The 16,942-nt window shown below is 63.6% G+C and carries 13 protein-coding genes and 1 pseudogene; 9 read left to right on the top strand and 5 right to left on the bottom strand.

Going from position 1 to position 16,942, the window contains the following annotated elements; genetic code table 11:
* Positions 1 to 168 precede the first annotated feature (168 nt).
* Together FW789_RS05980 and FW789_RS05975 are read left to right on the top strand one after the other, a co-directional pair.
* Complete coding sequence (locus tag FW789_RS05980; RefSeq protein ID WP_150569337.1) at positions 169 to 2,172, top strand: peptidase U32 family protein; 2,004 nt, start codon at positions 169 to 171, stop codon at positions 2,170 to 2,172.
* 161 nt (positions 2,173 to 2,333) lie between these two features.
* Complete coding sequence (locus tag FW789_RS05975) at positions 2,334 to 4,460, top strand: TonB-dependent siderophore receptor (RefSeq protein ID WP_446431135.1); 2,127 nt, start codon at positions 2,334 to 2,336, stop codon at positions 4,458 to 4,460.
* Between the two features lie 79 nt (positions 4,461 to 4,539).
* On the opposite strand, the gene FW789_RS05970 is transcribed toward FW789_RS05975, so the two are convergent.
* A complete protein-coding gene (locus FW789_RS05970) occupies positions 4,540 to 4,764 on the bottom strand; it encodes a hypothetical protein (protein ID WP_103437233.1) in 225 nt (74 codons plus the stop codon).
* Positions 4,761 to 5,741, bottom strand: coding sequence for a polyprenyl synthetase family protein (locus FW789_RS05965; RefSeq protein ID WP_411561721.1), 981 nt, complete (start codon positions 5,739 to 5,741; stop codon positions 4,761 to 4,763). The genes FW789_RS05970 and FW789_RS05965 overlap by 4 nt, the downstream gene beginning before the upstream one ends.
* Before the next feature lie 165 nt (positions 5,742 to 5,906).
* Here FW789_RS05965 and fni point away from each other — a divergent pair, with 165 nt between their 5' ends.
* From fni to FW789_RS05940, 5 genes and pseudogenes are all read left to right on the top strand, one after another.
* Positions 5,907 to 6,953: a type 2 isopentenyl-diphosphate Delta-isomerase gene (gene fni, locus FW789_RS05960; protein WP_446431134.1), complete on the top strand. Its 1,047-nt coding sequence runs from the start codon at positions 5,907 to 5,909 to the stop codon at positions 6,951 to 6,953.
* On the top strand, positions 6,950 to 8,236 hold the full coding sequence (locus tag FW789_RS05955) for a glycosyltransferase (protein WP_446431133.1): 1,287 nt from the start codon (positions 6,950 to 6,952) through the stop codon (positions 8,234 to 8,236). Before fni ends, FW789_RS05955 begins: the two co-directional genes overlap by 4 nt.
* Positions 8,221 to 9,387 carry a lycopene beta-cyclase CrtY gene (crtY, locus tag FW789_RS05950; RefSeq protein WP_446431132.1) on the top strand — a complete coding sequence of 389 codons (1,167 nt, stop codon included), beginning with the start codon at positions 8,221 to 8,223 and terminating at the stop codon, positions 9,385 to 9,387. The genes FW789_RS05955 and crtY overlap by 16 nt, the downstream gene beginning before the upstream one ends.
* The gene (locus tag FW789_RS05945; RefSeq protein ID WP_103437228.1) at positions 9,384 to 10,874 is read left to right on the top strand and encodes a phytoene desaturase; all 1,491 of its coding nucleotides are present in this window, start codon (positions 9,384 to 9,386) and stop codon (positions 10,872 to 10,874) included. The genes crtY and FW789_RS05945 overlap by 4 nt, the downstream gene beginning before the upstream one ends.
* Positions 10,871 to 11,797: pseudogene (locus tag FW789_RS05940) on the top strand (phytoene/squalene synthase family protein); the annotation flags it as partial. The gene FW789_RS05945 and the pseudogene FW789_RS05940, both read left to right, overlap by 4 nt.
* On the opposite strand, the gene FW789_RS05935 reads toward FW789_RS05940, so the two are convergent.
* Both FW789_RS05935 and FW789_RS05930 read right to left on the bottom strand, forming a co-directional pair.
* Positions 11,742 to 12,278: a sterol desaturase family protein gene (locus tag FW789_RS05935; RefSeq protein ID WP_411561725.1), complete on the bottom strand. Its 537-nt coding sequence runs from the start codon at positions 12,276 to 12,278 to the stop codon at positions 11,742 to 11,744. The pseudogene FW789_RS05940 and the gene FW789_RS05935 overlap by 56 nt on opposite strands.
* Before the next feature lie 86 nt (positions 12,279 to 12,364).
* Positions 12,365 to 13,549, bottom strand: coding sequence for a porin (locus tag FW789_RS05930; RefSeq protein WP_446431131.1), 1,185 nt, complete (start codon positions 13,547 to 13,549; stop codon positions 12,365 to 12,367).
* Positions 13,550 to 13,889: 340 nt separating this feature from the next.
* On the opposite strand from FW789_RS05930, the gene FW789_RS05925 reads away from it, so the two are divergent.
* On the top strand, positions 13,890 to 14,960 hold the full coding sequence (locus FW789_RS05925) for an enoyl-CoA hydratase/isomerase family protein (protein WP_103437225.1): 1,071 nt from the start codon (positions 13,890 to 13,892) through the stop codon (positions 14,958 to 14,960).
* Between the two features lie 16 nt (positions 14,961 to 14,976).
* Positions 14,977 to 16,128, top strand: a complete 1,152-nt coding sequence (locus FW789_RS05920) for an acyl-CoA dehydrogenase family protein (RefSeq protein ID WP_186698260.1) — start codon at positions 14,977 to 14,979, stop codon at positions 16,126 to 16,128.
* 155 nt (positions 16,129 to 16,283) lie between these two features.
* Here FW789_RS05920 and pedF read toward each other — a convergent pair whose 3' ends face one another.
* Entirely contained in the window at positions 16,284 to 16,721 is a 438-nt protein-coding gene (gene pedF / locus FW789_RS05915) for a cytochrome c-550 PedF (RefSeq protein ID WP_181087847.1), read from the bottom strand.
* Positions 16,722 to 16,942 lie beyond the last annotated feature (221 nt).

Here is a 16,942-nt window from a genome sequence, read left to right as displayed (position 1 = left end):
CTCATCACGGTCGGTCGGGCTATGTTTTCAGGTACGACCGGGTGGCAAGCGCAGGCGTTCAAGCTAATTGACCAGTACCGGCTCACCATCGGGCAGTGCGCAGGTGCCGCGTGAGCGTTTCACCGTTACAATGCCCGCCTAAACCGTGACAGCCCGAAAAATAAAGCCATGTCCTTGCCCAAGAATCACCTGGAACTGCTCAGCCCTGCCCGCGACGTGGCGATTGCCCGCGAAGCCATCCTGCACGGCGCTGACGCCATCTATATCGGCGGCCCGAGCTTCGGCGCGCGGCACAACGCCTGCAACGAAGTCAGCGAGATCGCCGAACTGGTCGAGTTCGCCCGGCGCTACCATGCGCGGGTTTTCACCACCATCAACACCATCCTCCATGACAACGAGCTGGAGCCAGCGCGCAAGCTGATCCATCAGCTGTACGATGCCGGCGTCGATGCGTTGATCGTGCAGGACCTTGGGGTGATGGAGCTGGACATCCCGCCGATCGAGCTGCACGCCAGCACCCAGACCGACATCCGCACCCTGGCTCGGGCGCGTTTCCTTGATCAGGCCGGTTTCTCCCAGCTGGTGCTGGCGCGGGAACTCAACCTGCAAGAGATCCGCGCGATTGCCAGCGAAACCGATGCGGCCATCGAATTCTTCATCCATGGCGCGCTGTGCGTGGCGTTCTCCGGCCAGTGCAACATCTCCCAGGCGCAGACCGGGCGCAGTGCCAACCGTGGCGACTGCTCGCAGGCCTGCCGCCTGCCGTACACGCTCAAGGATGATCAGGGCCGAGTAGTAGCGTTCGAGAAGCACCTGCTGTCGATGAAAGACAACAACCAGACCGCCAACCTCAGCGATCTGGTCGATGCCGGCGTGCGTTCGTTCAAGATCGAGGGCCGCTACAAGGACATGGGCTATGTGAAGAACATCACTGCCCATTACCGCAAAGAGCTCGATGCGATTCTGGAGAACCGCCCCGAGCTGGCGCGAGCTTCCAGTGGCCGCACCGAACACTTCTTCATGCCCGACCCGGACAAGACCTTCCACCGCGGCAGCACCGACTACTTCGTCAGCGACCGCAAGATCGACATCGGCGCGTTCGACTCGCCCACCTTTACCGGCCTGCCGGTAGGCGTGGTGGAAAAGGTCGGCAAGCGTGACATGCAGGTGGTCACCGAGGTGCCATTGAGCAACGGTGACGGCCTCAACGTGCTGGTCAAGCGCGAAGTGGTGGGGTTCCGCGCCAACATCGCCGAGCTCAAGGGCGAGTTCGAGGAAGACGGTGCACCGCGCTACCGTTACCGGGTCGAGCCCAACGAGATGCCGGATGGCATGTACCGGCTCAAGCCGAACCATCCACTGTCGCGCAACCTCGATCACAACTGGCAGCAGGCCTTGCAGCGCACCTCCGCTGAACGCCGGGTCGGCGTGGCCTGGCAGGCGCAACTGAGCGAACAGCGTCTGCAGCTGACCGCCACCAGTGAAGAAGGCATCAGCGTCAGCGTCGCCCTCGACGGCCCGTTTGGCCCGGCCAACAAGCCGCAACAGGCGCTCGATCAACTGCATGACCTGCTCGGCCAACTGGGCACCACCCAGTACCACGCCAGCGCTATCGAGCTGGATGCACCGCAGGCGTTCTTCATCCCCAACTCGCAGCTCAAGGCCCTGCGCCGTGAGGCCATCGAGGCGCTGACCGCAGCACGGATCGCTGCCCACCCACGCGGTGCACGCAAGGCCGAAAGCAACCCACCGCCGGTGTATCCGGAATCGCACCTGTCGTTCCTGGCCAACGTCTACAACGAGAAGGCCCGGGCGTTTTATCACCGTCATGGTGTGCAGTTGATCGACGCCGCCTACGAGGCTCACGAAGAGCTGGGCGAAGTGCCGGTGATGATCACCAAGCACTGTTTGCGGTTCTCGTTCAACCTGTGCCCGAAACAGGCCAAAGGCGTGACCGGCGTACGCACCAAGGTCGCACCGATGCAATTGATCCAGGGCGATGAAGTGCTGACCTTGAAGTTCGATTGCAAGCCGTGTGAGATGCATGTTGTCGGCAAGATGCGCTCGCACATCATCGACCTGCCTTCGCCAGGCAGTGGCGGCGTGCAGCAGGTGGTTGGGCATATCAGCCCGGAAGACCTGCTCAAGACGATCATCCGCGCTCCGCACTGATCGGCCTGCCGCAGCGCTTTGTCAGCGCTGCGGCTCGCTCGGCAATCACCCCAACGATTGCAGCCAAAACCTGGTACGTTAGTACGCAAAATATTTCTGTAAACGAGAATTGTTTCCAGATATGATCCCGCGCATCTTCCCCTGCCAGGATCGTATCGTCCATGCGCCGTGCGTTCGTTTCCCTTTGTCTGCTCAATGGTATCTCCCCTGTGGCTTTGGCTGATGCCGAACCGGCCCAAACGGTCGAGCTGCAAGCCGTCAACATCGATGCCGCCAGCGAGCGCGAACGCGCCGATGGCCCTGTGATCGGCTACCGCGCCACCCGCTCGGCCAGCGCTACCCGCACCGATACCGCCCTGCATGAAACCCCGCAGTCAGTCAGCGTGGTACCCAAGGATGTGCTCGAAGACACTGGCGCAACCCGCCTGCAGGACGCGCTGGATTACGCCGGCGGCGTGGGCCGGGCCAACAACTTCGGCGGCCAGGGCCTGACCAACGTCACCGTGCGCGGCTTCACCACCGGTGATTACTACCGCAACGGCTTCCCGATCAACCGCGGCTACCCCAACGCGCCGGACGCCAACACCGTCGAGCGCCTGGAAGTGCTGCGCGGGCCGGCCAGCAGCCTGTATGGCCGTGGCGATCCCGGCGGCACTTTCAACATCGTCAGCAAACAGCCGCTGCCTGAGTCCAAAGTGACCCTAGGCAGCCAGTTCGATGACCAGGGCATGCACCGTGCAACACTGGACGCCACTGGCCCGCTCAGCGAGGACGGCAGCCTGGCCTATCGCCTGAACGTATTGGGCGAAGGCGGCGAGAGCTTCCGCGATGACGTTGACAGCGAGCGCTACGACGTCGCCCCGGTACTCAGCTGGCAGGCCAACGACAGCACCAAGATCGTCTTCGAAGGCGATTTCATGCGCAACAACCACCCGCTCGACCGTGGTTTGACCCGCTATGACACCCAGCGCGGCAGCGCCTCGCGTGACACCAACGTCTGGGAAAAAGGCAGCGACAACCTGCTGCACAACGACAACAACATGGCCCAGCTGCGCTTTGAGCATCTGCTCAATGACAATTGGACCCTGGCTGGCGGTATGCAGTGGCTGGAGGGCAGCTTGAAAGGGAATGCCGTCGAAGCCAACAGCCTGCAAGGTGATGGCCGTACCCTCGGGCGCAACTTCAACTATCGCAAGCTGGAGTGGACTGATCGTGACTACCAGCTCAATCTGACCGGCCACTTCGAAACTGCAGGCTTCGCTCACACGCTGCTGACCGGTATCGAATACGAAGACTACGATTACAAATCGATCATCCAGCGCTCCGCCAACGGGTCTGGCGCCTACCCGATCGATATCTACAATCCAGTCCTCGGCCAGCCACGCCCTGCTCTGACCCGCACCACCACGCATGACAAGGAAAATCTCAAGACCTGGTCGGCTTTCGTGCAAGATCAAGTCGCCCTGACCGAGCGTTTCAAGGTGCTGGCTGGTGTGAGGCTCGAGCGCTTCGAGCACGAGTACGAAAACTACCTGCCAGGCACCACTGGCTGGGACGCAGCAGACAACGCCGTCACCCCGCGCCTGGGTGCGATCTACGACCTGACCGAAACTGTCGCCGTGTATGCCAACACCGCACGCTCGTTCAAACCAAACAGCGGCGCGAGCATGCAGGGCAACGGCTTCGACCCTGAAAAGGGCAAATCCTACGAACTGGGCGTCAAGTGGGAGCCCCTGGATCGCCAACTGAGCATCGACGCGGCGATCTATCACATCGTCAAAGAGAACGTACTGGCCCGCGATCCCGCCGACCCAACCGGCACCTTCAGCATTGCCGCCGGTGAAGTCCGCAGCCGTGGCCTGGATATCAACGTGGCCGGCAACCTGACACCTGAATGGCGGGTAATCGGTGGCTACGCGTATGTGGATGCTGAAGTCACCAAGGACACGACCCTGCCTACCGGCACCCGTCTGGCCAACATCCCACGCAATAGCTTCAGCCTGCTCAACACCTACGAATTCCAGGACGGCCTGGCCAAAGGTTTCGGTATGGGCATGGGCGTCAAATACGTGGATGACCGCCAGGGTCAGACGGCCGCCAGCACTTACACCATGGAGCAATACACCGTGGTCGACCTGCTGAGCTTCTATCAGTTGAACGAGCATGTGCGGCTGAATCTGGATGTGCGTAACGTATTCAACAAAGGCTATGACGAAAGCGCGTTCAACCGCTACGCCTACCCAGGTGAGCCACGCACTGTGCAGGCCGGGGTTGCCTATACCTTCTGACGTTGATCAACCGCGCCCTTGCAGGCGCGGTGCCAAGCGTCCCAGCCTGCTGGCAATCAGCAGGCTGGCCTTCAAGCAATTACAAACCCTTCTCCCGCGCCTCACGAAGGCGCCGCTCGATCTCTGCGGTCTGCTCTTCCAGCTCCTTGATCGAGGTGGGCGTAATCACCTTGTCGACCGTTTCGGTGTCCGGGTCCGGCCGCTCCAGCGGTTTGCCCTCTACGCGCTGGCCTTGCTGGGTCTGCTCGGAGGACAGTGGACGTGGCACCTTGTCGCCGGTGTGTTGCGGGTCGTGGTCGGTCATGGCGTGCTCCTTGAGATATCTACCTGTACTTCAGCAGATCGCACGCTGGCGCAAAAGTTTGATTGGGCCACGGGTGAACGTACATTGGCGAACACTGCACGCAGCAGGCTACCAATCGGTTGCTCGGCAAGAAATACCTGCTCCAGGCACTGCTCGGCAGCCTCAAGGTGACTGTGCAGGCGATGGCGAGCCTGGGTTTCGCCGCACAAGGCAAACAGTGTCGACTTGCCGGCGTCCTTGCCCAGGTCCTTGCCGGTGTCCGGGTCACAATCGCGCAGATCATCCTGCAGCTGGAACGCCTGGCCCAGCTCGCTGGCAAAGCGCTGCAAAGGCTGCCGCACGCCTTCATGGGCGTGGCCGAGCAGGCAGGCCATGTCCATGATCGCGGCAAACAGCACGCCGGTCTTGAGCTGATTGGTCTCGGCGATCTGCTCGGCACTGCGCACTGTTGCACCGTCACGCAGGTCTTGCAGTTGGCCTTTGACCAGGCCGTGGGCACCGATGGTTTGCGACATGATCGCGATCAGGCGATTGCGCTGCTCCGGCTCGACCGTGTGTAGCGCCGCCACCACGCCAAAGGCGCGCGACAGCAAGGCAATGGCGGCAAGGATGGCAACGTCCTCGCCAAACGCCAGGTGCAGCGTGGGCCGGCCACGACGCAGCGCGGCGTTGTCCATGCAGGGCAAGTCATCGAGCACCAGCGAGGCGGCGTGCACCATCTCGGTCGCACAGCCCAGATCCAGCGCTGCCGCTTTACAACCACCTAAGCTCTCGGCAGTCAGCAGCAACAGCAACGGACGCAGGCGTTTGCCCGGCGCCAGGGCGCTGTCGCGCATGGCGGCGGCGAGCAGATCGCGTTCGTGACTGACCTCTGGCAGCAGCGCGCTGAGGCGGCTGTCCAGCTCTGCCCGCATGCGAGCAAGGTAAACAGCGAAGTCGGCGTCAGTGGCCGAGGTTGTGCGGGCGATAGTGGTCATCCTGGCCTCTTCGGTGGTGCGGTCTAGGCCGCGAGTTGACGGAACGACTATCAGGGGCCGTTGCCAGAACTGTACTGTTTCCCAGCATAGCTGTACAAAGCTACTAGCGTTGTACAAGGTAAGGCCATGATTTTCACCCAATGATTCATTGCCAGCGGAGCCGGAATGAAAAAAAGCGTGTTGAGCCAGCGCAAGGACGATCATCTTGACATCGTATTGGGCGCAGATAAAACCACCGCGCATGCCGATGCAGGCTGGGCCGCGGTCCGTTTCGAGCACTGCGCCCTGCCTGAACTGTGCCTTGACAGCATCGACCTGAGCAGCTCCTTGCTGGGTATGCCATTGCGCGCGCCGCTGCTGATCAGCTCGATGACCGGTGGCGCCGAGCGCGCCACACGCATCAACCGCCATCTGGCCGAGGCTGCGCAGGCGCTGGGGATTGCCATGGGTGTCGGCTCGCAGCGAGTCAGCCTGCGCAGCGCCGACGACCAGGGCCTGACCCGCGAGCTACGCCGGCTGGCCCCGGATATCCCGCTGCTGGCCAACCTTGGCGCGGCGCAACTGCGCGAAGCCGACGGCCTGGATCTGGCCCGACGCGCCGTCGATATGCTCGAAGCCAGCGCCTTGATCATCCACCTCAACCCGCTGCAGGAAGCAGTGCAGCCCGAAGGTGACCGCGACTGGCGCGGCGTGCTCGCGCAGATCTCGGCGCTGACTGCAGCGCTGCCGGTGCCAGTGATCATCAAAGAAGTCGGCGCCGGGATCTCGCCGAGCGTGGCCCGCGACCTGCTCGCGGCCGGCGTGCAGGTGATCGACGTGGCCGGCACCGGCGGCACCAGCTGGGCAGCGGTTGAAGCCGAGCGTGCCAGCACCCACGCCGATCGCGCTGTGGCCATGGCTTTCGCGGACTGGGGCATTCCGACGCCGCTGTGTCTGCAGACATTGCGCCGGTCCTTGCCCCATAGCGTGCTGATTGCCTCCGGCGGTATTCGTGACGGCATCGATGCGGCCAAGGCGATCCGCCTCGGCGCTAATCTCGTCGGTCAGGCAGCCGGCGTGTTGCAGGCCGCCACCGAGTCGACCGAGGCGGTGGTCGAGCACTTCGAGATCATCATTCGCCAGCTGCGCGTCGCGTGCTTCTGCACCGGCTCGCGTGACCTGGCAGCGCTGCGTCGGGCGCGCTTGCTGGCGGCCGGGCTGGACCTGTCATGAGTCACTTTGCGGTGGTCGCCCCGCCCTACCCCAGCCATTTCCAGGCCTTGCAGGCGCTGGCCGGGGAGCTGGTCGAGCGCGGCCACCGCGTGAGTTTTTTTCACCAACCTGCCGCGCAGCGCTGGCTCAGCGACCCACGCATCGGCTTTGTCGCGGTTGGCCACGGGCGGCTTGCCGACGACCATCTTGAACAGACCTTGCGCCTGGCCGCCATCCCCAGTGGGCCGATGCATCTGCGCCGTTTGATCGACCAGTTGGCGAGCACCGGCGCGATGCTCTGCGCCTGCCTGCCCGAGGCGCTCGCTGCGCAGCAGGTGGATGCCATGCTCTGTGACCAGATGGAGCCGGCCGGGGCGCTGGCGGCGGAAGTGGCGGGTATTCCCTGGATATCCATCGCGTGCGCGCTGCCGATCAACCGCGAACCCGGCATACCCTTGCCGGTGATGCCATTCGACTACGGCCAAAGCCGCTTCAAGCGGCGCCTGTACCGCGGCAGCACCGAGGTCTTCGACTGGTTGATGCAGCCACTGGGGCGCGTGCTGCGCCAAGCCTGCCGCGAACATGGCCTGGTCGAACGTGAGGGTTTGCATGACTGGCTGTCGCCGCTGGCGCAAATCAGCCAGACCGTGCCCAGCTTTGATTTCCCGCGCCAGGCGTTGCCGGCGCACTTTCATGCAGTTGGACCGCTGCGGGTGGCGGCGCAGCAGGACGCCGCCGACTTGCCCCTGGATCCGGCGCGGCCACTGGTGTTTGCCAGCCTGGGCACCTTGCAGGGCCATCGCTTCGAGTTGTTCAGCAAGATCAGCCAGGCCTGCCAGACGCTGGATGTGCAGCTGCTGATCGCCCACTGCGGCGGCCTTGATCACGCTCAGCAAGCGCAGTTGCGGCAACAGGGCGCTACTTTCGTGACCGACTTCGCACCCCAGCAATGGGCGGTGCGCCGCGCCGACGTGGTCATCAGCCATGGCGGCCTGAACACCGTGCTGGATGCCATCGCCGCGGCCACGCCGCTGTTGGTCATGCCGATTGCATTCGATCAGCCGGGCGTGGCGGCGCGGGTTGCCTATCATCGTCTGGGCGTGGCGCTGTCGCGACGGGCCAGTGTCAGCGCCATCCGCAGCGCCCTCGCCCACCTGCTGCGCGAACCGCTGCCCAGGCTGACTGCGCTGCAGCGCGAACTGGCCACAGCCGGTGGTGTGGCCAAGGCGGCGGACATCGTCGAGGCTGCACTGTGCAGTCAACAACCGATACTGGCAGAGAATTCACCATGCATTACGACCTGATCCTTGCCGGTGGCGGCCTGGCCAATGGCCTGATCGCCTGGCGCCTGAGCCAACTGCGGCCTGAGCTGAAACTGCTGTGCCTTGAGCGTGACGCCAGCCTGGGTGGCAACCATACCTGGTCGTTCCATGATGCCGACCTTACGCCCGCCCAGCAGCGTTGGCTGGAGCCGTTGGTGATCAAGCGCTGGCCGGCCTACCACGTGCACTTCCCGCACTTGTCGCGGCGGCTGGCCAGTGGCTATGCGAGCATCACCAGCGAGCGCTTTGCCGAGGTCATCACCCAGGCCTTGGGGCCGGCACTGCGTACCGGCTGCGAGATCACCTCGCTTGCGCCGGAGCAGGTCAACCTGGCCAGCGGCGAGGTGCTGCAGGCGCGGGTCACCATCGATGGCCGTGGCGCCGAGGCCAGCCCGCACCGGGTGCTTGGCCGCCAGGCGTTTCTAGGCCAGGTGCTGCGGCTTGAGCAGCCCCACGGCTTGCAAGCACCGATCCTGATGGATGCCCGAGTCGCCCAGGGCAACGGTTACCGCTTTGTCTACGTGTTGCCGTTCAGCGCCGATACCCTGCTGATCGAGGACACCCACTACGTCGACCACAGCCCGCCAGTTGCAGCGCTGTTGCGCAGCAATATCGATGACTATCTGCGTCAGCACGGTTGGCGGGTCGCCGAGTGCCTGCGCGAAGAACAAGGCGACTTGCCGATCACCCTGGCAGAAGACTTTCCGGCCTGGTGGGCGCAGCAGCACGGCCAGGTCTCATCCGGGCTACGCGCCGGGCTGTGCCACTGTACGACCGGTTATTCACTGCCGGAGGCGGTGCGCCTGGCCGACTGGCTGGCAACGCAGCCGTTTGACAGCAGTGCGCAACTGCACCGGGCGATGGGCACGTATCTAGCGCAGCGCTGGCGCGGCCAGGGCTTTTATCGGCTGCTCAATCGCATGCTGTTCCTGGCTGGCAGCGCGCAGCAGCGCTGGCAGGTCATGCAGCGCTTCTATCGCCTGCCGGAAGGCTTGATCGCACGTTTTTATGCAGGCCAAAGCTCTGCGGCTGATCGCCTGCGCATTCTTTCGGGCAAACCGCCAGTCCCCGTCGGCCAAGCGCTACGGGCGGCGTTGCGCCATTCTCCACAGCATTTCAAGGAGCAGTCATGACCCAAGGCAAAACCGCGCTGGTGATTGGTGCAGGCCTCGGCGGCCTGGCATTGGCCATTCGCCTGCAAGCGGCCGGGATTCACACCACGTTGCTGGAGCGTCGCGACTTGCCGGGCGGGCGTGCCTACGTCTACCACGACCAGGGCTATACCTTTGACGCCGGCCCGACGGTGATCACCGACCCGACCGCGATCGAAGCGCTGTTCGAGCTGGCCGGCAAGCCGATGGCCGATTACGTCGAGCTGCTGCCGGTCGCGCCGTTCTACCGGCTGTGCTGGGAAGACGGCACGCAGTTCGACTACAGCAACGATCAAGCCGAGCTCGAGCAGCAGATCCACGCCATGGAGCCGGCCGATGTCGCCGGCTATCAGAGCTTTTTGAAGTACTCCCGAGCAGTCCTCGAAGAGGGCTATATCAAGCTTGGTGCGGTGCCGTTCCTGACCTTCCGCGACATGCTCCATGCCGCCCCGCAACTGGCCCGTTTGCAGGCCTGGCGCAGTGTCTACAGCATGGTCGGACAGTACATCCGCAACCCGCAGTTGCGCCAGGTGTTCTCCTTCCATGCCCTGCTGGTGGGCGGCAATCCATTCGCCACTTCAGCCATCTACACCTTGATCCACGCCTTGGAGCGTGAGTGGGGCGTGTGGTTTGCCAAAGGCGGCACCGGCGCGCTGGTCGAGGGCATGGCGCGGCTGTTCACCGACCTCGGTGGCACCCTCGAACTGAACGCCGACGTGGTCAGCTTCGATACCCAGGGCGACCGCCTGATCGGTGCGCGCAGCCGCGACGGCCGCCACTGGACGGCCGATGCGATCGCCTCCAACGCCGACGTGGTGCATACCTACGCCGACCTGCTCGGCGCGCACCGGCGCGGTCAATCCGAAGCACGCCGGTTGAAAAGCAAGCGCTTCAGCAACTCGTTGTTCGTTGTGCATTTCGGCCTCAAGCGCCGGCAGCCGCAGCTGCGTCACCATACGGTTTGCTTCGGCCCGCGCTACCGTGAGCTGGTGCAGGAAATCTTCAACGGCCCCAACCTGCCGGAAGACTTCTCGCTGTATCTGCACTCGCCCTGCGCGACCGACCCGGACATGGCGCCGGACGGCTGCTCCAGCCATTACGTGCTCGCGCCAGTGCCGCACCTGGGCAACGCGCCAGTCGATTGGGCGGTCGAAGGCCCACGCTACCAGGAGAAAATCCTCGATTACCTCGAGCGCTACTACATCCCTGGGCTGCGCGAAGACCTGGTCACTTGCCGCAGCTTCACCCCGGTAGATTTTCGTGACGAGCTCAACGCCCACCTGGGCTCGGCGTTCTCGCTGGAGCCGGTGTTGACCCAAAGTGCCTGGTTCCGCCCGCATAATCGTGATGCGCAGGTGAGCAACCTCTACCTGGTCGGCGCCGGGACCCACCCAGGCGCTGGCGTTCCGGGCGTGATCGGCTCGGCCAAGGCCACCGCAGGCTTGATGCTCGAGGATCTGCAGCGATGAGTGGCGATGAGCAACTGCTCGCCCACGCCGAACACAGCATCGCCGTCGGCTCGAAAAGCTTCGCTGCGGCCTCGCGCCTGTTCGACCCGGTCACCCGCCGCAGCGCAGTGCTGTTGTACGCCTGGTGCCGCCACTGCGACGACGTGATCGACGGCCAGCAAGCCGGCCATCAGGCTAGCGTGCTGGAGACTGAGGAAGCCCGCCAGCGTTTGGCCGGCCTGTATCAGCAAACCGCAGCTGCCTGCGCCGATCAGCCGGTCACCGACCCCGCCTTTGCTGCACTGCGCGAAGTTGCCCGGCGCCATGGTGTACCGCAGGCAGAGGCGTTCGACCTGCTGGCGGGGTTTGAGCAGGACGTTGCCGGCCAGCGCTACCAGACGCTAGAGCAAACACTGGGTTATTGCTACCACGTGGCCGGCGTGGTCGGCCTGATGATGGCGCGGGTCATGGGCGTACGCGATGACGCCGTGCTCGATCGCGCCTGCGACCTTGGCCTGGCCATGCAACTGACCAATATTGCCCGGGATATCGTCGATGATGCCAAGGTTGGCCGCTGCTATCTGCCGCAAGTCTGGCTGGACGAGTTTGCGGTCACTGCCGAACAGCTTGCCGAACCACGCCACCGTACTGCCGTGGCGCGCATGGGCACACGTCTGGTGGAGCAGGCAGAGCCCTACTATGCCAGCGCCCAGGCCGGTTTGAGCGCCCTGCCCTGGCGTTCAGCATGGGCTGTGGCAACAGCGGGTTCGGTGTATCGGCGCATCGGCCTGAAGATTCTGGCGGCGGGTGATGCCGCCTGGGACGGGCGCCTTTCGACCAGCAAGGGGGAGAAACTCGCCGCCGTTGCCAGTGGCCTGTGGCAGGCTCTCAGCCGCGGCTGGCGTCGCTATCCGCCACGGGCGCTGCAGCTTTGGCAGCGTCCACTCGCTGCTCGCGCAACGGTCCACCATGACGCGCACGCAGCTGCGCCTTCAACTGCTCAATCGTAGGCGAGTAGAGAAAACCAAACGACACGCAGCCGTCCTTGCCCTGCACCGCATGGTGCATCAGGTGGGCCTGGTACAGGCGCTTGAGGTAGCCATGGCGCGGCACGATCCGCAGCGGCCAGCGCCGGTGCACCAGGCCGTCATGAGCGATGAAGTAGAGCAGGCCATAGCCGGTCATGCCGGCACCGATCCACTGCAGTGGATACCAGCCGGCAGTGCCCAACGCAATCAGGGTGATGGCCAGCCCGGCAAACACTACGGCGTACAGGTCGTTCTTTTCGAACACACCGTGGCGTGGCTCGTGATGCGAGCGGTGCCAGCCCCAGCCAAAGCCATGCATGATGTACTTGTGGGCCAGATAGGCAACGCCTTCCATGGCGGCAAGGGTGATCAGAAACGTCAGCAGACTGGTGAGCATGGCGCGGCATCTCCTGGCAATGCCTGTGAGCATACAACAAATGCCCCAGCGTATTGCAGCGGCATGCCGCCGCGCCAGCCGCCCGCTTACCAGGTCAGCACAGCCCCCAGGGCCATGGTATCGGTGTCCTCGTTTTGCGCATCGCCCTCGTGGCCATCGATCTCGAACTGGTTGTATTCGGCGACCAGTTTCAAGTTGGCATTGATTTCGCGAAACAGGGCAATGCCGCGGGTTTCATAGTCGGCGCCAGTGTTCACTGCACCGTTGCCGTCATCCTTGGTCTTGCCATACGACAGCGCCAGGCGGTTTTTGCCAAAGGTGTACGAGCCCTGCACCAGATAACCCTGGCTGTCGACCTCACGCAGGGTCGCCTCGCCAGCATTGTTGGTGAAGAACGGGTTGATGCCCTTGGCGCTGAAGCCCGAGCCTGTCAGCGAGAACGCACCCATCTTGGCTTGTACGCCGTAGCCAAGACCTTTGGAAGTCACCGAGTCGACGTTGCTGTCGGTGTTGTCGGAGGTCTGGTAACTGCCGTTGAGCCAGCTGTAGATCTTCGCGCCGCCCAGATCGAACTGGTAGGTGATCTCGCTCTCGGTGCGCGGATTCTCCTGATAGGCCTTGCCGACCGCGCTGTCGTCGTTGGTGTCGACCGGGTCCATGATCCCCACGGCCACGCGCAGGCCGTCCATTACCGGTGTGCGGTAGGTGATCTGCGAGGTCGGGAAAGGATAGGGATAGCCGCTGCCGATGTTGCCGAACGAGACCCCGCCGCCGTCAACCAGGCCAAGAGTGTCGCTGACCTGGCCGTAGCCAGTGAGCAGTTCATCGAGGAGGATGTTGGAGCGGGCAAACAAACCGAAGTCTTTGCCGATCAACACCTCGCCCCACTCCGGGTTGGCCACCGTGCCGTAGAACTGGCGGACATCGATGGCGGTGTCGGTGCCGTTGGTTTCACTGTCGTTGATGCTGACCCAGAACGAGGCACGTCCACCCAGCTTGAGATCGTCGATCTGGCGCGTCATGTTGAAACCAAGGGTATTGGGCAGAAAGCCCATTTTCACCCGTGACTGGCGCCGATCATATTGCTCGCCGGCGCGGTCGATATCGCTGTTGACGTAGAAGGCGTTGATGTAGCCGTCGGTGGAAAAGGTGGTCTGGTCCTTGTCGTAGAGCATGATCTCGGCCCCCGCCAATGGGGCCAAGGCCAGGCTGGCAAGGCCGCCAAGCAGCGGCAGGATACGACGGTGGGAGTTGTTATTGTTGTTGTGCATGACGCGCTCCGCAATCGGTTGGACAGGTGTCCAGGCGATTATCGAAAGCCCACGCACGCGGCCCTACGCTGCCTTGGCGGCGATTGGCCAGTTCCTTGGCCGGTGCCGAGCGGCTTGCACCTGCAAGCACTACGACCCGCTCCTTGGGGCGCACTCGGCTAAAGTGGCAGTAACTCACTCGCAAGGCGGGGTGCACAAAGCGGGTACATGGCACATTCATGCAGTCAGCTGCTGCAGATATGTCGATTGTGCAGGACATATTTGCATGGCAGGATCCTTTGATCCTCCAGTGCACTCCAGACTTCACTTGGAAAATCAATAACAAAGCAGGGAGATCGCGATGACCGCGCACGCTCGAATTTCATCCACCGATCATGTGCTGGCTGAAGTCCGCAATCAGATTGGCTACCTCACCTTGAATCGCCCGGCCGGGCTCAACGCGCTGACCCTGGACATGGTGCGCAGCCTGCAGCAGGCGCTCGACGCCTGGGCGGCCGACCCGCAGGTGCAGGCTGTGGTCCTGCGCGGTGAAGGGCCAAAAGGCTTCTGCGCCGGCGGTGATATCCGCTCGCTGTACGACAGCTTCAAAGCCGGCAGCAGCCTGCATGAAGAGTTCTTCGTCGAGGAATACGCCCTCGACCTGTGCATCCATCACTACCCCAAACCGACCCTGGTGTTGATGGACGGCTTCACGCTGGGCGGCGGCATGGGCCTGGCACAAGGCGCCGACCTGCGCGTGGTTACCGAGCGCAGCCGGCTGGGCATGCCGGAAACCGCCATCGGTTACTTCCCGGACGTCGGCGGCAGTTACTTCCTGTCGCGCGTGCCGGGCGAACTGGGCACCTACCTGGGCGTCAGCGGCTGCCAGATCCAGGCGGCCGATGCCTTGTATTGCGGCCTCGCCAACTGGTACCTGAGCAGCGACAAGCTCGCTCAGCTCGATCAGGCCCTGGACCAGCTCAGCTTCGGTCAGCATCCGCTCAAGGACCTGCAGGGAGCCCTGGCCCGCCTCGGCACCCAGGTACTGGCCGACGCGCCGCTGGCCAAGCTGCGCCCGGTGATCGACCACTACTTCGCCCAGGCCGACCTTGCCAGCATCATCGAACAACTGCGCACGGTGCGGATCGGCGACAGCCAGGCCTGGGCGCTGGCCACCGCCGACCTGCTGCAAAGCCGCTCGCCGCTGGCCATGGCCGTGACCCTGGAGATGCTCCGGCGCGGGCGCAAACTTGGCCTGGAGGCGTGCTTTGCCATGGAGCTGCACCTGGACCGGCAGTGGTTCGCCCATGGCGACATCATCGAGGGCGTGCGCGCCCTGATCATCGACAAAGACAAGCAGCCACGCTGGAACCCGCCGACCCTGGCAGAGCTAGCGCAGGCGCGGGTCGACCAATTCTTCGAAGGGCTGTGAGCCTGGGAGTACGCAGATGCAAGACCTGGAACTGAACGAAGAACAGATCATGATCCGCGACATGGCACGCGATTTTGCCCGCGGCGAAATCGCCCCGCATGCCCAGGCCTGGGAAAAAGCCGCCTGGATCGACGACGGTGTGGTGCGCAAGATGGGTGAGCTGGGCTTGCTTGGCATGGTCGTGCCGGAGCAGTTTGGCGGCAGTTTCACCGACTACGTGGCCTATGCCCTGGCGGTCGAGGAAATCTCGGCTGGCGACGGCGCGACCGGCGCCTTGATGAGCATTCACAACTCGGTAGGCTGCGGCCCGCTGCTGGCCTACGGCACGCCTGAACAACAGCAGCACTGGCTGCCACGCCTGGCCAGCGGCGAAGTGATTGGCTGCTTCTGCCTGACCGAACCGCAGGCCGGCTCCGAGGCGCACAACTTGCGCACCCGTGCGGAACTGATCGATGGCGAATGGGTGATCAACGGCAGCAAGCAGTTTGTCAGCAATGCCCGCCGCGCCGGTCTGGCGATCGTCTTTGCAGTGACTGACCCCGACTTGGGCAAAAAAGGCCTGTCGGCGTTTCTGGTACCGACCGACAACCCTGGCTTCAAGGTCGACCGCAGTGAACACAAGATGGGCATTCGCGCGTCCGACACCTGTGCCGTGAGCCTCGACAACTGCCGCATCCCCGCAGCCAACATGCTCGGCGAGCGTGGCAAGGGCCTGGCGATTGCACTGTCGAACCTGGAAGGCGGCCGCATCGGTATCGCCGCCCAGGCGCTGGGCATCGCCCGTGCGGCATTCGAAGCAGCACTGGTGTACTCGCGAGACCGCATCCAGTTCGGCAAGCCGATCAACGAGCACCAAAGCATCGCCAACCTGCTCGCCGACATGCAGGTCCAGGTCAATGCCACTCGCTTACTGATCCTGCACGCGGCGCGCCTGCGCAGTGCCGGCAAGCCGTGCCTATCAGAGGCTTCGCAGGCCAAGCTGTTCGCTTCGGAAATGGCTGAGCGGGTCTGCTCGATGGCGATTCAGGTGCACGGTGGTTACGGGTATCTGGAGGATTATCCGGTGGAGCGCTACTACCGCGATGCGCGGATTACCCAGATTTATGAAGGATCGAGCGAAATTCAACGGATGTTGATTGCGCGGGAGTTGAGGCACTACCCGCTGTAAGTGTGGTTGAGTGCGCCGGGGCTGCTTTGCAGCCCTTTCGCGACACAAGGCCGCTCACGCACCGCGTACACCCAGGCTAACGCGGTCCATGTAGGAGCGGCCTTGTGTCGCGAAAGGGGCGCAAAGCGCCCCCAGCATTGTATTGCCCAACTCGATCACTCGCTGACGTGCACGCTATCCAGATACGTGCGCACCGCCCACAACGCTTCCTGACTGAGGAAGTCGGCCATCTTTGGCATGTACACGCGGCCATCGCGCACCGCGCCGTTGCGCACCCGCTCGACAAACCACTCATCACCCACCGCGCCTTCATCGAGCATCCGCAGATCAGGGGCGATGCCACCGGACTTGGCCTCCAGGCCATGGCACGCGGCGCAGTTCTGGTTATAGGCCGACGCGCCAATCGACAGCGCCTTGTCATGATCCTTGCTGTTGCGGTAGGGGTTTTCGCTACGCCATTCACTGCCCAAGGGCTCCAGCCCATCGGTGTTGACCGCCGATGGCGTTACGTTGCCGTGGGCGAAGCTGCCACCGGCGGCGCACAGGCCAGCCAGCAACAGGGAAAGGTGCCAGGCGCTTTTAGGGGTTGTCATTGTTCTGCCCTCGACTGCTGAAGTTGCACGCTGCGCCTCTCGAACGGAGGCGGCCTGACCATCCTAGAAAGCCAGTGCCTGCGGCCACATGCTGCTTTGGGGGTCGCGCCCTTATCCCTTGGTAGTAGCGCTTGCGGCGCAGTGCCAAATCATGCCCGGACTGGGAAGATTTCCCGCAGTGACCGGGACTTTTTCCGTATCTCGATCAGCGGCGGCGTTCC

It is taken from the genome of Pseudomonas sp. 1121_17 (assembly GCF_052850745.1).
Note: the sequence above shows the minus strand (reverse complement) of the source record. Positions and strands in the feature narration are given on the sequence as shown.

What these genes read in the sequence shown, in the direction of transcription:
- FW789_RS05975 (WP_446431135.1), top strand. Translation starts at nt 2,334, where the DNA reads ATGCGCCGTGCGTTCGTTTCCCTTTGTCTGCTCAATGGTATCTCCCCT.
- crtY (WP_446431132.1), top strand. Translation starts at nt 8,221, where the DNA reads ATGCATTACGACCTGATCCTTGCCGGTGGCGGCCTGGCCAATGGCCTG.
- FW789_RS05980 (WP_150569337.1), top strand. Translation starts at nt 169, where the DNA reads ATGTCCTTGCCCAAGAATCACCTGGAACTGCTCAGCCCTGCCCGCGAC.
- FW789_RS05920 (WP_186698260.1), top strand. Translation starts at nt 14,977, where the DNA reads ATGCAAGACCTGGAACTGAACGAAGAACAGATCATGATCCGCGACATG.
- FW789_RS05945 (WP_103437228.1), top strand. Translation starts at nt 9,384, where the DNA reads ATGACCCAAGGCAAAACCGCGCTGGTGATTGGTGCAGGCCTCGGCGGC.
- FW789_RS05935 (WP_411561725.1), bottom strand. Translation starts at nt 12,278, where the DNA reads ATGCTCACCAGTCTGCTGACGTTTCTGATCACCCTTGCCGCCATGGAA.
- FW789_RS05970 (WP_103437233.1), bottom strand. Translation starts at nt 4,764, where the DNA reads ATGACCGACCACGACCCGCAACACACCGGCGACAAGGTGCCACGTCCA.
- FW789_RS05965 (WP_411561721.1), bottom strand. Translation starts at nt 5,741, where the DNA reads ATGACCACTATCGCCCGCACAACCTCGGCCACTGACGCCGACTTCGCT.
- FW789_RS05955 (WP_446431133.1), top strand. Translation starts at nt 6,950, where the DNA reads ATGAGTCACTTTGCGGTGGTCGCCCCGCCCTACCCCAGCCATTTCCAG.
- FW789_RS05925 (WP_103437225.1), top strand. Translation starts at nt 13,890, where the DNA reads ATGACCGCGCACGCTCGAATTTCATCCACCGATCATGTGCTGGCTGAA.
- pedF (WP_181087847.1), bottom strand. Translation starts at nt 16,721, where the DNA reads ATGACAACCCCTAAAAGCGCCTGGCACCTTTCCCTGTTGCTGGCTGGC.
- fni (WP_446431134.1), top strand. Translation starts at nt 5,907, where the DNA reads ATGAAAAAAAGCGTGTTGAGCCAGCGCAAGGACGATCATCTTGACATC.
- FW789_RS05930 (WP_446431131.1), bottom strand. Translation starts at nt 13,549, where the DNA reads ATGCACAACAACAATAACAACTCCCACCGTCGTATCCTGCCGCTGCTT.